This window comes from Nocardia sp. NPDC058519, from assembly GCF_042719755.1.
Taxonomy (GTDB): domain Bacteria; phylum Actinomycetota; class Actinomycetes; order Mycobacteriales; family Mycobacteriaceae; genus Nocardia.
Genome location: NZ_JBHXNK010000035.1, coordinates 1 through 13,959 on the forward strand (window position 1 = coordinate 1; position 13,959 = coordinate 13,959).

Annotated in this window: 12 protein-coding genes and 1 tRNA gene; 11 read left to right on the forward strand and 2 right to left on the reverse strand. The window is 63.3% G+C overall.

The features are described from left to right. The first annotated feature begins 364 nt into the window (after positions 1–364). The 6 genes from ACFWPK_RS29050 to ACFWPK_RS29075 all read left to right on the forward strand — a co-directional run bounded on the left by ACFWPK_RS29050 (position 365) and on the right by ACFWPK_RS29075 (position 8,419). Positions 365–1,591, forward strand: a complete 1,227-nt coding sequence (locus tag ACFWPK_RS29050) for a hypothetical protein (RefSeq protein WP_378921115.1) — start codon at positions 365–367, stop codon at positions 1,589–1,591. Next, a complete protein-coding gene (locus tag ACFWPK_RS29055) occupies positions 1,588–2,139 on the forward strand; it encodes a hypothetical protein (protein ID WP_378921116.1) in 552 nt (183 codons plus the stop codon). The genes ACFWPK_RS29050 and ACFWPK_RS29055 overlap by 4 nt, the downstream gene beginning before the upstream one ends. Beyond that, positions 2,136–2,807 carry a hypothetical protein gene (locus ACFWPK_RS29060; RefSeq protein ID WP_378921118.1) on the forward strand — a complete coding sequence of 224 codons (672 nt, stop codon included), beginning with the start codon at positions 2,136–2,138 and terminating at the stop codon, positions 2,805–2,807. Before ACFWPK_RS29055 ends, ACFWPK_RS29060 begins: the two co-directional genes overlap by 4 nt. 65 nt (positions 2,808–2,872) lie before the next feature. Beyond that, complete coding sequence (locus ACFWPK_RS29065; RefSeq protein WP_378921120.1) at positions 2,873–5,965, forward strand: hypothetical protein; 3,093 nt, start codon at positions 2,873–2,875, stop codon at positions 5,963–5,965. Between the two features lie 32 nt (positions 5,966–5,997). Next, positions 5,998–7,344, forward strand: coding sequence for a protein kinase (locus ACFWPK_RS29070; protein ID WP_378921122.1), 1,347 nt, complete (start codon positions 5,998–6,000; stop codon positions 7,342–7,344). Positions 7,345–7,384: 40 nt separating this feature from the next. Further along, positions 7,385–8,419, forward strand: coding sequence for a hypothetical protein (locus ACFWPK_RS29075; RefSeq protein WP_378921124.1), 1,035 nt, complete (start codon positions 7,385–7,387; stop codon positions 8,417–8,419). A gap of 75 nt (positions 8,420–8,494) precedes the next feature. On the opposite strand, the gene ACFWPK_RS29080 is transcribed toward ACFWPK_RS29075, so the two are convergent. Then, a complete protein-coding gene (locus ACFWPK_RS29080; protein ID WP_378921126.1) occupies positions 8,495–9,964 on the reverse strand; it encodes a mCpol domain-containing protein in 1,470 nt (489 codons plus the stop codon). Positions 9,965–11,085: 1,121 nt separating this feature from the next. Between ACFWPK_RS29080 and ACFWPK_RS29085 the strand changes: the two genes are divergently transcribed. Next, positions 11,086–11,223 (forward strand): hypothetical protein, encoded by a 138-nt coding sequence (locus ACFWPK_RS29085; protein ID WP_378921128.1) that lies wholly within the window; start codon positions 11,086–11,088, stop codon positions 11,221–11,223. Between the two features lie 79 nt (positions 11,224–11,302). Here ACFWPK_RS29085 and ACFWPK_RS29090 read toward each other — a convergent pair. Further along, positions 11,303–11,375: transfer RNA gene (locus ACFWPK_RS29090), tRNA-Asn, on the reverse strand. A gap of 211 nt (positions 11,376–11,586) precedes the next feature. Between ACFWPK_RS29090 and ACFWPK_RS29095 the strand changes: the two genes are divergently transcribed. From ACFWPK_RS29095 to ACFWPK_RS29110, 4 genes are all read left to right on the forward strand, one after another. Next, positions 11,587–11,832: a hypothetical protein gene (locus tag ACFWPK_RS29095; protein WP_194828634.1), complete on the forward strand. Its 246-nt coding sequence runs from the start codon at positions 11,587–11,589 to the stop codon at positions 11,830–11,832. Positions 11,833–11,949: 117 nt separating this feature from the next. After that, a complete protein-coding gene (locus ACFWPK_RS29100; protein WP_378921130.1) occupies positions 11,950–12,207 on the forward strand; it encodes a type II toxin-antitoxin system Phd/YefM family antitoxin in 258 nt (85 codons plus the stop codon). Beyond that, on the forward strand, positions 12,204–12,458 hold the full coding sequence (locus ACFWPK_RS29105; protein WP_378921132.1) for a Txe/YoeB family addiction module toxin: 255 nt from the start codon (positions 12,204–12,206) through the stop codon (positions 12,456–12,458). Before ACFWPK_RS29100 ends, ACFWPK_RS29105 begins: the two co-directional genes overlap by 4 nt. Before the next feature lie 341 nt (positions 12,459–12,799). Further along, entirely contained in the window at positions 12,800–13,954 is a 1,155-nt protein-coding gene (locus ACFWPK_RS29110; protein ID WP_378921134.1) for a S8 family serine peptidase, read from the forward strand. Positions 13,955–13,959: the final 5 nt, after the last annotated feature.

Genomic DNA, 13,959 nt, shown 5'->3' on the forward strand with positions numbered 1-13,959 from the left:
ACGGGCAGGAAGGAGACTCGGTTGAAGCTTTGACCGCCTGACCAACTGCGGTCACGCGGGGATCATCCCGTTACACCACGCATTTGGACTTGACCGCTCTCGTGTGTTGGAGACGGGTCGGCTGCTTGCTGGTTCGGCACAACCGAATTGGTGCAGCAAGCGGTGGGTGTGCACAAGTCGAATGGCCTGATGGCTTTGGCACGTGCAGTAACTCGAACATTTGTTCGCGTCGCCGGATTGTCGGGTACGTGCCTATAGTCGATCGCGAGACAGCTGGCTTGTGCCCGAACTCGGGACGCCGCGCCCATGTCGGGCGCGCGATCGGATTGGTGTCCGTAGCCGCCTGGAGACAGGAGCGATCGCGTTGGCCGACCCGCCAGAGCTGACCTTGGACGATCTCGCCGGGGAGGCCGCAGTGCTGAGGGTCTACCGCCAGGTCTTCGCGGTGCTCGCTCGCGAGGCCGGGGCGATGATAGTAGATCCGACCACGATCGATGTTGATGAATCGATTTTGGAAGCCTTCGCCGAGGCAGGCAGCGAGGGGCTGAAAGTTGAACAGGCTGTTGCCGAGTGCCGACAATGGGATGCTCCGACCGTGAGGCGGCGGTTCGACGTTTTACGCAACTACGGCGCGATCAGTCGGGTCAATGATCGGCCGAATGAGCTCTACCACAGGGCCGCGTTCGCGCCCTACGTGATGCTGCTGTTCTTGCGGCGCATGGCCGAGCAGGGCGGTCAGTCGGAACTGCACCAGCTGCTGAGCTTGGAGCAGTTGAACGTCAAGAGCGTCAACGCTACGGCAGTCGAGGGCGTGGCCTCGGTTCGCCGGTTGACCAAGGTATTCCGGTTACTGGGCAATGAACTGGCCATTCTGGCAGCGGGCAGCACGGCCGAGACGCTCGGCAACAACGCTCAGCTCTTGTGGGGTAACGAGTCGCTGATTGACCAGGCCAAGGACGTCCACGCTGTTGTGCTGGGTAGGTGGCCCGAACTCGATCGCGACTGCGCGGAGCTCCGGGTCGCGCTCGCCGCCTACGGGGACGCGATCGATGCCGCGGCGGGCCGCCTGATCGCGCAGGCGGGTACCACTCGCGCGTTGGGACTGCTCCCTGTGGAGGCTTGGCGTACCTTCGGCCGCGAGTCGAGTCCGGAAGTGCTGGCCGCGGTGCTCGATCGCTTCGTCTTTGACGCGCCCGCGCCGTGGTTCTCACCGCAAGTGCTAATCGAGGCAGTGGAAGCGGGCCGCCAGATCAGCACGGCGAGGGTTCCGCCTCCCCGCTCGGATCACGCCGAGCCAGCACCAGAGGCTGATGCTGTTATCGCCGATGACATTGAGGAGCTCAGGTCCATCGCGGAGCGGCTGCTGTCGGACTCGGACTCGGTGAGCGTTGTCGATGTGCTGGGTGACGCCGGTGACTGGATTTCGGCACGTCGCGTGCTCGCCGAGGTCACCGCCATCCATCACCACCCTGACCTTGACTACGAACTCGTGTGGCGCGACGGCGTACGTATCGAGGTCGCCGCCAGCCCGTCCTGGACGTCGCATGGGCGCTTTCGGCGCGCGAGCCGGGCGGGCGGAGAGGAGCGGTGAACGAGTCGGAAACGGCACTCTGGTGGGCGCGTGTCCGTGCCGCCGGCCCGCAGCGCGTGGCACCAAGCAGCGCCTTCCCCGCGGGAATGCTGCGCCTGATTGAGCCCGACGTCACTGCGGTGTGGCTCCTGACGGTGGTTCCTGGGGGAGCGATGCCCAGCGTGTTAGAAGAGTTGGGATTGCCCGCGCTCGCCGTCGAACAGCCCAACGACACCGCGCGCGTGCTCGCTGCGTGCCTACGCTGCTGCTGGGCGGAACCGACAGGGCCGATGTGGCCAGGGACGTCCGCGTCCAGGGATGAGGTGGGCGCGGTGTTCGGGGAGATCACCAACCGGGACGAGGCTGCCTCCAACCGAGCCTTACTCGCGGCGATCCGGCGCCTGGCTGGCGCCGGTTGGCTGCTGTGGGACGAGCCCGGCCAGATGGTGCGGCTAGGTCCGCGGGTTGCCGCATGGGAATCAGCGGATCTGAGCGCCCTGCGAGAGCTGTGGCGGATGTTGCCCTCTTCCGTCGCCATCGGCCGAACCGACGCGGAAGGTCTGCGATGAGCAGCGCGAAGGCGCCGCATCCGGTGTTCGCGCCGATCCTCGCAGAGCTGAGCGAGCTGCACCGCGACGAGGTCCTTGCCGCATTCGCGGCGCTGGAGCACAGCGCCCACCCGGTCCCCGAGGTGCAGATGTTGGCGTTGCGGGATGCCACGCTACGCAGGGACCTTCAGCGGCTCTTGTATCGAGTGGGACGGACGCTGGTTTCGGTGGGCGGCGCGCAATGGACCTCGGGGTACCGCGACGATATCGCTGCCGAACTGACCGACGAAGGCTGGAACGCCCTTCCAGTCATCGATCGGGCCGTGCTGGTGTTGGTGTTGATCCACTCGGTCGCGATTCCCCGTAGCCAGGGAATGCTGTCCGGCGACTCTTGGACCTCCGCGCAGCCGACGCCAGTCGATGAGTTTCTTCGCTACGCACAGCCAGGGAAAGGTGACGTTCGTGTCGCTCTGCAGAGGTTGCGTGCTGCTGGACTCGTACAGCTCGCGCCCACTCGTGGCCGAGGCTCCGTCGGTGGGACTGCCTACTTACCTGGTCCCCAACTTCAGCGGCTGACGCCCCTGGCACGTAAGGCGTTGCAGCACGAGTTGATTCTGGCCGCCGCTCCGCACAGTCCGCTGGCTGCCGCGATACGAGCACGCCGCGCGCATCCCCGAGGAGAACAGTGAGCGTAGTCCGAACCTGGTCGACGCCGGGCGATGATTCCGGCCAGTTCGACGTTGTCGGCGAGCGGGTGCTGGTCGGCATCCAAGTGGTCAATATTTCTCGGCTGTCCACGCACCCAATACCGATGATTAGCCACGGCCTGGTCACAGTCGCGGGTCAAGGCCCGAAGGACTCCAACGGCGCTGGGAAGTCCTCACTGATCGCCGCAGTGAGCCTGCTGCACGCGGATGAGCAATGGCGGCTGGCCAGTGGGGCAGCCGGCGCTGCGGAGCTACTGTTCACCGCCGAACTCGCCGCGCAAGAAGGCCGCTGGTCCAACGTCGACTGGGGGTATGTGATCGGTGTGTTCGCGGACCCCCGTGCCGATACGTCCGATGAGCTGTCGGCCAGCGCCCTGACCGTATGGGTGCGGATCAACCGCAAGGCATCGCACGTACACCTGCGCTGGAAGGACGGGCTCCATGTTCCCTATGGGGCGACCGAGTCCGAACGTGCTGCAGGAGTCGACACGTTGTGGGACGCGCTCCCTACCAGCAACGGGCGTACCGACTTCCACGCGAACCGGCTCGCGTCCGTCCTATATGGCCGCCACGTGCGGTGCGTGTCGTTCCTGTCGACCTCGGTGCGTTCCAGCCCGGCGGCCAACCTGCTCGCCCAGCCTCTCAACGACCTGGACCCACGGAGGATCTTCGACGCGATCGCCACACTGACCGGGTTGGACCGGGAACTCGAACAAGAGCAGGCCCTCCGGTCGGCTGAGCACACCCACCGCGACAACGTCCGCAACGCCGTCGGAGATCTCGATGGCTGGGAACATGAAATGGCAGTCGTTGAGGCTGGCATTGCGCAGCGTGGTGAAGCTCGCGAACTGTTGGGTAATGCGAAGGCATTGTGGCAAGCCCGCTGTGCTCGATGCCTCCTCGACGGTGTCGCACGCACCGACGAGATCCGCCTCGAACTCAGCGCACTGGACGATCGCGCCACGGAACTGCAGGCAAAGTTGTCGATCGTGGAAGACCAACTTTCAGAGTTGACCGACGACGAGGAGTTCAACCGCAACTTCCGCGAAGTCGAAGGGCGCTGGAACGAAGTCAGCGAGCGTGATAAGAGCCTGGACACCGAACATCGGGTCGCCGCCCAGAATTTGGAGGACCTGGCTACACAACACCGCAAGCTCATGGACAAGGCTCGCGCCGCTGACGGACGCAGCGTCGAGACCGCGCAGGCTGAGGAATCCGCCGCGCGCACGGCCGTGGAACGAGCTCTCGGGTCCAAGGGAGTCGCCGAAGAAGCCGAGAAACGAGCGAGCACGATGCTGGCCGCCGCGGAATCCGGTGAGGACGTCGCCGCGGACGAGCTACAGGTGCTGCGCGAGGAGGGTATCCCAGCTGCCGCGTTGTTGGACGTCGTCCAGCTCAGCCCCGACCAGCGACCCAGCTGGGAGCCACGCCTCGTGCCCTACAGCGGTGCCGTCGTGGTCACACGCGGGCACGCTGAGCAAGTCCAGGAGAAACTCCGGGGGCGGCCAGGGGCGCTGGTGATAATCGCAGACCCGCCTCGAACGCATGCGCCCACCTACAGCACCAGCCTGCCCGTGAGCGCCGATACGAGGTTCGACCTCACCACGTTCTTCACTGCGATCGGCGCCCGGGCAGGCACCCAGCCTGCGGAGATCGACGTGGCCGCCGGGGTAATCGCGGTGGGCGGGTTCGCAGAACCGCTCACCGGCCGAGCCTCGCGTATCGCGGCGGCCCGCGCTGAACATCGCGCGAAAGCCAAGCTTCTCACCGAAGCCAATAGGCTCCTCGCCGCGGTCAGGCACACGCTGTCCCGAGCCACAACCCGCACCGAAGCGGCTACTGCCGTTGCGGAAGCGAACGCGACCGCGCGGAAGATGTCCGAACTGCGAGCGGCCAACCAGGAGCGAGAGGAACAACGCGATGCGCTGAAGCCGGTGCTGGACGCGGCCCGCGTGGCCTACACCGATGCGCTCGGCACGGGGAAAGCACGCGAGGAACGGATTGAGAACCTGCGCCGTACCAAACGTCGCTTTGACGGCGAGCTGACCGAGCAGGACAAAACCAAGACGAAGCTCACCGATGAGCGGCTGGCTCTGGACCTGCCCGGCCGCGAGGCGGCCTGGGGAGACTCACCCGAGTCCGCGAACCGGTTCCTGCTGGCCCTGGATGCCGAGCAGCAGGCCCGCGCCGCCCCCGGGTGGAACGAGGAAACCTGCTATCAAGTCAACGAGGTTGTGCGGCGGTGTTTTCCTGAGGGCACACCAAACGACGAGATGCCCGCCGAGATCCGGGAACTGCTCATCGAACAACGCTGGCAACGTGGCGGACTGGACACTCGTGTCGGCCTGGTTCCCGCGCTCATCCGCGCGCTGCTTACTCATCTGACCCAGACTGAACAACACGACCTCTACGAGCAGCAGCAAATCGCCGCCCAGCGTGCGCAGCGCACTGGCGACCTGCAGGCGGCTCGGCAAGGCTTGAGTGAGGCCGAGCAGACCTCGCGAGCCCACCGAGCATCGCTTGCCCTGGGAGTCAAGGACAGGCTCAAGAAGGTCAGCGAAGAATTCGACCGCCTGGATCAACGGTACGGCGGTTACGGGGCGAGCCTGGACTACCCGGAGCCCGAGCCACCCGCGGAACCTGATCGGCCGTGGCGGTGGACCGTCACACCCAAGTGGCGGCGCGCCGAGGGACAACGGATGTCGGGCTACAACCTCCGTAGCAACACCGCCCAAATGGACGAGAAGGCCGTCAAACTGGTGTGCGCCGCCGCGCTTGCTGGAGGAGGCAATCGCCCTTTGCTGCTCGTCCTCGACGAACTCGGCCGCAACCTCGGCAAGCAGCATCGCCGTGAGGCGGTCGCGCTGTTCGAGCAAATCGGAAAGGATCGCAATATTACCGTGATCGGTGCGCTACAGGACGACATGGAGCGCTATGCCATCGAGGCATCTGGGCTCTACATCAAACTCCGCCGCCGCTCCGACAACATGGCCTACAACGAAGCACCTGTCATCGTCGGAGACGAAACCAACCGTGTCCGCGTCGAACTGCTCCGCGAATGGATGACCTCCTACCGCCCCGCCGCCGACATCGCCAACGATGAGTCCGATGAGGACAGCTCGGATGAGGGTGCGGCGTGATCGAATCTTCTCAACCAACGGGGGAATTCCCCATGCCCGACCACCCCGGCGTGCCAGAGGGACTCCGTGCCTTTGCGCAGCCAACACACGCCGACGGCACCTTCGACCACGACCGCGCCGGCCGACCCAAAGTACGGCGAGTACACCTACGCGCGCATCCACCCACCCCACCGCAGCGGCCAGACGGACTCGTCAACGACGGCGACTGGAACTGGGCCACCAGCGCGCCTCGTCGATGGAACACCATCACGAGCAAAATCGGTGATCGTGCCGATGACGTAGCGCTCGCTTTGGCCCGAGCAGGATGCGTTGGCCTCGAACACGACTACCGATCCGGCACGATCTGCCATCCACCTCGTGGCTGGGCTCCCCATCCTGACCTGCACGCGGCCCGGCAAGAGCAAAACAGTCAGCGCGCCGCCCGCCGGGCTGCTCAGGACGACGAGGCGCGCCATCTCGCTTCCGAGCTCGCTCACTATCCGACCGCCAGACCACTTGTAGCCATCCTTAGAGCACAAATGGGCGGGCCATACCGTGACCACGTCATCGAGGCCGCCCGCGCCTTCCTCACCGACGGCACCATGACGGACACAGATAGGGCCGCGCCGTGGGCCGCTGTGCGCTGGCTCAAACGCGGAACGAAGTCGGATTACGACAGGGATCAGGAGCCACTCGCGGAAGGTGGTCAGGGCGCTGTCTACAGCGGCACGCACAAACACACCCGCATCCCTATTGCGCTGAAGCAACTTCGCTACGGCGATGAAGACGCGCTACACCGCATGCGCCGCGAGATCTCCATTGGGCACCTCTACGGAGAGCACCCGAACGTTATGCCGGTCCTGGACTCCGACTCAGACGGGCGGTGGTTCGTCATGCCGCTCGCGGACGGCAGCGCCGCCAGCCACGCGGAACGCCTACGGCGAGAATCAGGAGCCCTCCGGGACCTCGTCGCAGCGGTCTGCGAAGGACTGCGCCGCCCACACACCGACGACAGGATCCACCGCGATATTAAGCCAGCCAACGTCCTGCTCCTCGATGGCAAGTGGGTCGTAGCGGACTGGGGGCTAGGCCGACAGCCTCGCGGTGAAACCAGTATTTCGCGCCGAACTCGGACCGGCACCGGTTTCGGCTCCGAGGGATTCGCCGCGCCGGAGCTGTCGTCCGGAAACCCTCACAATGTGACGGCAGCCGCTGATATCTACAGCATCGGGCGGCTCATCGCAGCCATCCTGACCGGGGAACGACCGGAGCAGAATCTCCCATTGCTGCCTGCGAGCGGACCATGGGTTGGCGTAGTAGCGGAGGTAACCCACCACACGCCCACTGACCGGCCACAAGACGTGGACGAATTCCTCTGCCTGCTCAAGGACATCCCGTGAGCGTTCCCTCGCCGTCAAGCTGAAAAGGATCATGTTTTCAATGACCCGCATTGCGCTCGAACCGTACTTCCTGCACCAGGACCAGGTTCATTCCTTCCTCGGAGAGCAGCGGACGGAGCGCGCACGCGCGCGAGCGGCCCGCAGGAGCGATCCCGAAGCAGCGCTGCCCTATGTGCTCGCTGCAGAATTCGCCGAGGCGCTCTCCTTGCTGGGAGTCGGCGAACTGGCGAGGAGTGTCTTGGAGCGGGACCTACGTGTGGGGCAAGTCGTCGGCACCGAGCTGGAGTTTGCATTCCAGCGAGACCGGGACCGCGACGCTCCAGGCTACAAGCCTGCAAGCTTCACGGCTGTGCTCGACGTGGGTGAGCAGGTGCGCGTCACTGGGACATTCAACGCGGCAAGAATGGCGAGTTCCTCCGCGTCCGGCAGTCTCATCGGGAACAGGCGGGTCTACGTGATCGGGACGGTCACCGATCTCAGCGCGAAGCAAGTTGAGCTCAGGCCGGTCTTCATCGGAATCAGGTCGTTCGTCGATGACGACCCTGCCACCGGAATTCCAATGCCGGGAGCGCGAATTTACCCCAGCGATATCGGCCAGTTCAGCGGGATCGACTTCGCATCTCCCCTCGCCGAAGCCGAGGGTGAAGCGGTGTTGCGTGTGCCAGAGGACACGGTGAAGCGCGCCTTTGCCGGGCTGATCGGCGAGTCGTACGTTCCGAAGGACTGGGGTGGCGAGCGCTCCGATCTCTACACGTCACGAGTGTTCGCCTGTGGGCGCCAGGTGTCGGCCGCGTGGCTGTTCAAGGGGCCGGGCTTCCCTCGCGCGATGGACGTCAAGGCCCTGGGGAAGAACGGTGACCAGATCGACCGGCTGTTCACCGAGCCCGCGGAGCTACTCGTTCTGCAGCACTGTCATCAGATTAAGCCGAGCGTGGTTGGCATGATGGCCGCGTACGCTCACGACGCCCGGCACCCCCGCTTCTACATGATCATTGACGGGGCCGATACCGGACGCATACTGAGGTCTTTGGGTCTGCTCCAGGTATCCCCAGCACTTCGGTCTTTGGAGAGCTAAAGGAACCGGGGCTCCACGTCCCACCTGGCGCCGACCACCGACAGTCGCTGCGACGGCGACACGCTCGAAGGGGAACTACTGTGCGGCGCCCGAGCTCAAATTCTTGCCCGAGCTCTTCGCGAGACGAAGAGCCGCATATGCTTTGTCGCAATCGGATCCGTAGCCACATGAGACGCGAAAATCTGATTCATTGCGGAATCGCGCTATGGTCGCCTCGAAACTAGCCTGAATACGATCAGGCATCTCAAATATTGCACTATCTCCGCCTTTGGATCGAAGTCGAACGCCTTCGATGCTTTCCAATTTGTTGATCAGAGTAGTTATCGACTCATCGACCCAGGCGCTGTAGGCTATGGCACTGTCGAGTTGGTTGGAAAGCAAATTCTTCTCCATGCCGACACCCACGTCGTCGCCATCGAGAAGGGCATAGACCACCCTTTCGGTGCCGTGGGAAGTTTCTTCCGATAAGAGTTGCAAATTCGGATCGAACTCGATCACTTTGCTGTTCGAGTTAAGAATTGCTCCTGCAGCAAAGGCTAGCAGCGCAGGTCCTTTGATATAAACCCTCATCGGAATATCGTCCCGGCCATAAGCGTGGATACACTCTTGTTGGCAGAATTTTAGGGCTGAGTGAATACGCTTATCGGCACGACCGGATTTCAGCTCGTGGATCAGTTCTTCTCCTGGAATATGTATTAGGACCGCGCTCTCGCAGCGGTCATCATCGGAAGTGATGTAGCCAGTTCCCGCCTTTCCGGCGGCAGACTTCAAGGCAAGCTTCGTGAATGCATTGTATGCAGATTCGCCGCCGGAGGTTGCGAATATTATGACCCCGAACCTCGGCACCAGCGGCTCGGGCATGCCATGGCCGGCGTAAATGTCCGCCCTGGATTCAACTGTGCAGTCTTCTGGGTCGGGCGCACCCCCGTTGATGATCTTCCCCAAGTTGATGTGATAGTTGTTAACCACATTGTCGTGCATAGAGCGGTACGAAACTTTCCAATTTACGCTTGAACGAAGAGGCTCCAGGCTTGATGAGCCGTCGAGGCTAGGTCGCTGCCATTGGCCGGACAGCTGCCCGCCAAGCTCGAAGGCTTCTTCTTGTCGAGAGTAAAGATACACGGATACTTGCGGAATATTTTCGAGCCGAAGTCGGGCTTCATCAAGACGATGCAAAATCGACTTCAAGAGGTAGTCGACTCGATCTCGTACACTACGTGACTCATCGTCGGGACCGGCCTGGAACCAATCCAGATGCCGCTTGCTCATATATTTTATGAGTTGTGGTACGAAATCGTCCGGCAAGGGCCGGTCATTTGCCCGAGGGAGATGAATAAAAACTCCGATCCCCTTCTTACGCTTGTTCTTAAGCCAAATCAGGAGAACGATTAGCGCTGCGGCAACCGTGACACCGATTAGAGGTGCTAGCCCTAGCGCTCCCGCAATATTCGGGCCTGCGCCAGCGACAAATGCAGCTAAAATCCAAAAGAGGAACTGCTGTATGTCGACACCCCAGTACCTCAACGAGATACGCTTCGCGCTCAAAACAACCCTCCGCTTTTCCGCACGCCGCTACTCAGCGCTGGCCGAGTAAGGATACACTTTCGCCCAGAAATTTGTGCCTTGCACGTCAGGCTCGGGCAGGTCTGGCACTAAGACGGCCAGTGCGCCTCTGTGCCACCTGTCCGGCACATCGCAGGTGGTTACGACTCAGTTGGCCGAACAGGTCGTTTCCGCTCCGTCGGGTCGGTCACCGATCGATGATGGCTGCGAACTACTGCCCCTTCATACGGACTGGGGGGACTCCTGGCTGCGGGTCTCGGAACCGACCGCGAAGTCGCGCAGCGCAACGGTCGCGGTCAGGCGGTGTTGATTACTGCGGGCCAGCCCAGTGATTGTCCGATGATGGCCGCAGTGCCCGACGCGGTCGCCGAGGCTGAGGCTGTCCGGTGGCCTGCCGCGACGCCACCCTTCGTCGGGTGGCGTGGGGTAGCGACTCGTGGTGACAAGCGCGCCACCGCCTAGCGGGCTGGGACTTTCATGGCCCTTGCGGTCGAATGACTGAAGCCATTGGGGTAGCTCAGCCGACTTTGCGGATCACGGCCGAACCTCACCTGGCCGGACGGGCGTTTGCGCCCTCCTACCGCCTGGATGCCGCAATCGCAGGCATCGCGTCGGTCGATACGGCGCACCACAACACCTGTTGACCAACCCTACAGAACGTGTCTCGATTTCTGCGCCCCCCACCAGAACGGAACCCAGTTATGGCAACCACTCAATCGCCCATCATCACACCGGTTGGTCAGGTTCGTCGGCCGCCGTTAGACCGTCAAGCCGGTGTTGTGACGACTGTGACCGCAGTCTTGGCTGGAGAACAACAGGTCGCGCTCGATGTCGTCGGGGCCGGTACTGGTGATGCGCGGATCATGGTCAGCCACGAACGAAATCCGACTCGGGTATCGCACCGTGTTGATCCCGCCGTTTGTCGTCGAGACCCTGCGTCGGGTGCACGCCGAAGCCACTCCCAACGAGCTGGATTTGGTCTTCCCGAACCGCGACGGCGGAATCTGGGACCCGAACAATCTCAACCGCCTCTGGGAAGCAGGCGAGGGGAGACAAGTTCGCCTGGATCACCGCCAAGACCTTCCGCAAGACCGTTCGCCACGATGATCGCGACCGTGCACAGCCCCGAGGACGCGGCCCGTCAACTCGGCCACGCAGGCGATGCGGTGACCCGCCGCCACTACATCGATCAACCGACGCAGGCACCCGACTTCACCGCCACTTTGCGACTGAAACGGTGAAAAGATGTTGTTTTCGTGTAGTGAGGGCCCAGAATAGTCAAAAACCAGGGTCAAACGATGACGTTTGCCCTGGTAGATGCTCCCCCATCTGGACTCGAACCAGAAACCTGCCGATTAACAGTCGGCTGCTCTGCCAATTGAGCTATAGGGGATTGCCCTGAGTGGTTAGACTCAGGCGGTCGGCCTTGGCGGGCTGACCGAGATGAAACTTTAGCGCATCGTGTCGCGGGAACCCAAATCGGGGCGCTACCTGCGGACATGCGGCGTATAACGATGTGCTGTCGAACGGTGGCCGGATCGACAGGGGTGGGGCCGCTGGGGCAGGATGGAGCCCGCACACAGACGTGGGAGGAGCTCCAGGAGATGCTGCGGTTGATCATCGGCGTAGCGGCCGGTTATGTGCTTGGCACGAAGGCCGGTCGGGCGCGCTACGAACAGATCACCGCGGCCTCGAGAGCGGTCGCGGGTAGTCCGGTGACGCGCAAGCTGGTGTCGGTGGGTCGGCAGAAGCTGTCGGACAAGTTGAGCACGCAGCCGAAGCTGGAGCCGATGGAGCCGATCGACGAGCGCACCACGGTACTGATCCCGCACAACCAGCTTCGGCGCTGAGCCCTCTCCTGCTGCGGGCTGGGCGGTGATGAGGCGCGGCTGTTTTCTGTTCTGGGCATCTCAAGTTGTACGGAAAAGCGGTACAGTACAGGTATCTCGTACAAGGATGGGAATCCAATGACAGATACCGTGTCTGCCAGTGAAGCGCGGAACAGGCTGTTCCCGCTCATCGAAGAGGTCAACAACGACCGCACCGCAATCCACATCACCAGCAAGAAGGGCAACGCCGTCCTGCTGAGTGAAGAGGAGTTCAACTCGATGCAGGAAACCCTGTATCTGCTGCGCTCGCCTGCCAATGCGGCCCGGTTGGCGCAGGGAATCGCGCAGGCGGAGTCGGGCGATGTTGTGGAATTCCAGCCAGAAGGGGACCAGTGAGAGTCGTCTTCGTCAAGGTCGCTTGGGAAGATTACACACATTGGGTCAGTACCGACCGCAAGGTCGCTATCCGCATCAACCGCCTGATCGACGACATCGCCCGCGATCCGTTCAACGGTCTCGGCAAGCCTGAGTCGCTGCGAGGCGACAAGTCGGACTACTGGTCACGTCGCATCGACAGTGAACACAGGTTGGTCTATTCGGTCTCGGGGGAGACTGTCACGGTCGTGCAGGCCAGGTACCACTACTGAACTTTCCGAACTCGTGGCGTTCATCGCCCGACTCGACGGTGCGACCGGTTCGTTGATGGCGAATCGGCTCCCCGGCAGTTCCGTGTATCGGAGGACGTAGTACCGCCCCGGAAATTGGGGTAGCCGGGTACTCGCGTCGGGCGCGCACACATCCTCGTACGTTCGGAGTGGACAGAAAATCTGCGGCTGACGTCGGCATTCGGAGCCGCTCGGGAATCGAGGAGCACGGATGTCCACCGCATCTGTCGCACCCCGCACCGATCGCGAGGACTCGACATCGATGCCCTTCGGCAGCCACTGGTCTGTAGGAGTAGCCACGGCTCTGTAGGAAAGGAATCATCATGTCCGACACCATCTCTGCCGAGCGGGCGGCCGGCGTCGCGTTCGAATCGGTGGTACCCGTCGAGAAGCCGTTGCAGACCGACCTGTCGTTCATGCCGGAACTGCTCGAGGTCGATCTGCTGGTGCGTGCGGCGGAGGCTCGCGCCAAGTTCAATGTCGACGGGTCCGGTATGACCGTTGCTGTTCTCGACACCGGGCTCCGCACAACACACGTCGATTTCGCCGGCCGGGTACGTGCGGGCCGGAACTTCACCTCGGACAACAACGGTTCGCCCGACGATCCGGGCGACGGTCAGGGCCATGGAACCAACGTCGCGGGCATCATCTGCGCCGGCGGCGTGCACACCGGGATGGCACCGCGCGCGCATATCGTGCCCGTCAAAGTCCTCGGCAACACCGGCGGTGGCAGTTTCCTCGCGATCCGCGACGCACTGCTCTGGGTGCTGGCCAATCGAACATCGCTCGGCATTTCGGTCGTGTGCATGTCCCTCGGCGCCTCGGACAACAACACCTCGGACGCGAAATTCGCGGGTGACGGCATCGGCGACGCCATCCGAGAACTCACCGACGCCGGGGTCGCCTGCTGTGTCGCGGCGGGCAACGACTACTTCGGCCACAACAGTGGCCAAGGCATGAGTTACCCGGCGATCTTCCGCGAGACGATCAGTGTCGGCGCGGTCTACGACGCCGACGAAGGATCGTTCAGCTACGGCTCCGGGGCGACCGCCCTGTCGACGGCTCCGGACCGGATCACGCCGTTCTCGCAGCGCCTGCACTCGAACGTGGGTGGCGATTGCGCGACCGATATCTTCGCGCCCGGCGCCCCGACGACCTCGTCGGGAATCCGCAACGACAGCGGCGAGTCGATCCAGCACGGCACCAGTCAGGCCACGCCCGTGGTCGCCGGCGTCGTGTTGCTGATTCAGCAATTCCATCTGCGGGTGGCGGGGACGATGCCGTCGGTCGCGCAGGTGCGCAAGTGGCTGCTGGCGGGCGCCGTGCCGATCGTGGATGGCGACGACGAGCACGACAATGTCGTTCACACCGGGCAGACGTTCAGCCGGATCAGCGCGTTCGGTGCGCTCACCGCCTGCGCGAAGGATGTCGCGAGGTCGGCGCTGATCGAAGCGGGCATCGACCGGTCGCGGGTGTAGTTGCG

Bases quoted from the DNA above. Each gene is read 5' to 3' on its own strand.
- ACFWPK_RS29070 (WP_378921122.1), top strand. From the start codon at position 5,998: ATGCCCGACCACCCCGGCGTGCCAGAGGGACTCCGTGCCTTTGCGCAG.
- ACFWPK_RS29075 (WP_378921124.1), top strand. From the start codon at position 7,385: ATGACCCGCATTGCGCTCGAACCGTACTTCCTGCACCAGGACCAGGTT.
- ACFWPK_RS29110 (WP_378921134.1), top strand. From the start codon at position 12,800: ATGTCCGACACCATCTCTGCCGAGCGGGCGGCCGGCGTCGCGTTCGAA.
- ACFWPK_RS29085 (WP_378921128.1), top strand. From the start codon at position 11,086: ATGATCGCGACCGTGCACAGCCCCGAGGACGCGGCCCGTCAACTCGGC.
- ACFWPK_RS29100 (WP_378921130.1), top strand. From the start codon at position 11,950: ATGACAGATACCGTGTCTGCCAGTGAAGCGCGGAACAGGCTGTTCCCG.
- ACFWPK_RS29060 (WP_378921118.1), top strand. From the start codon at position 2,136: ATGAGCAGCGCGAAGGCGCCGCATCCGGTGTTCGCGCCGATCCTCGCA.
- ACFWPK_RS29095 (WP_194828634.1), top strand. From the start codon at position 11,587: ATGCTGCGGTTGATCATCGGCGTAGCGGCCGGTTATGTGCTTGGCACG.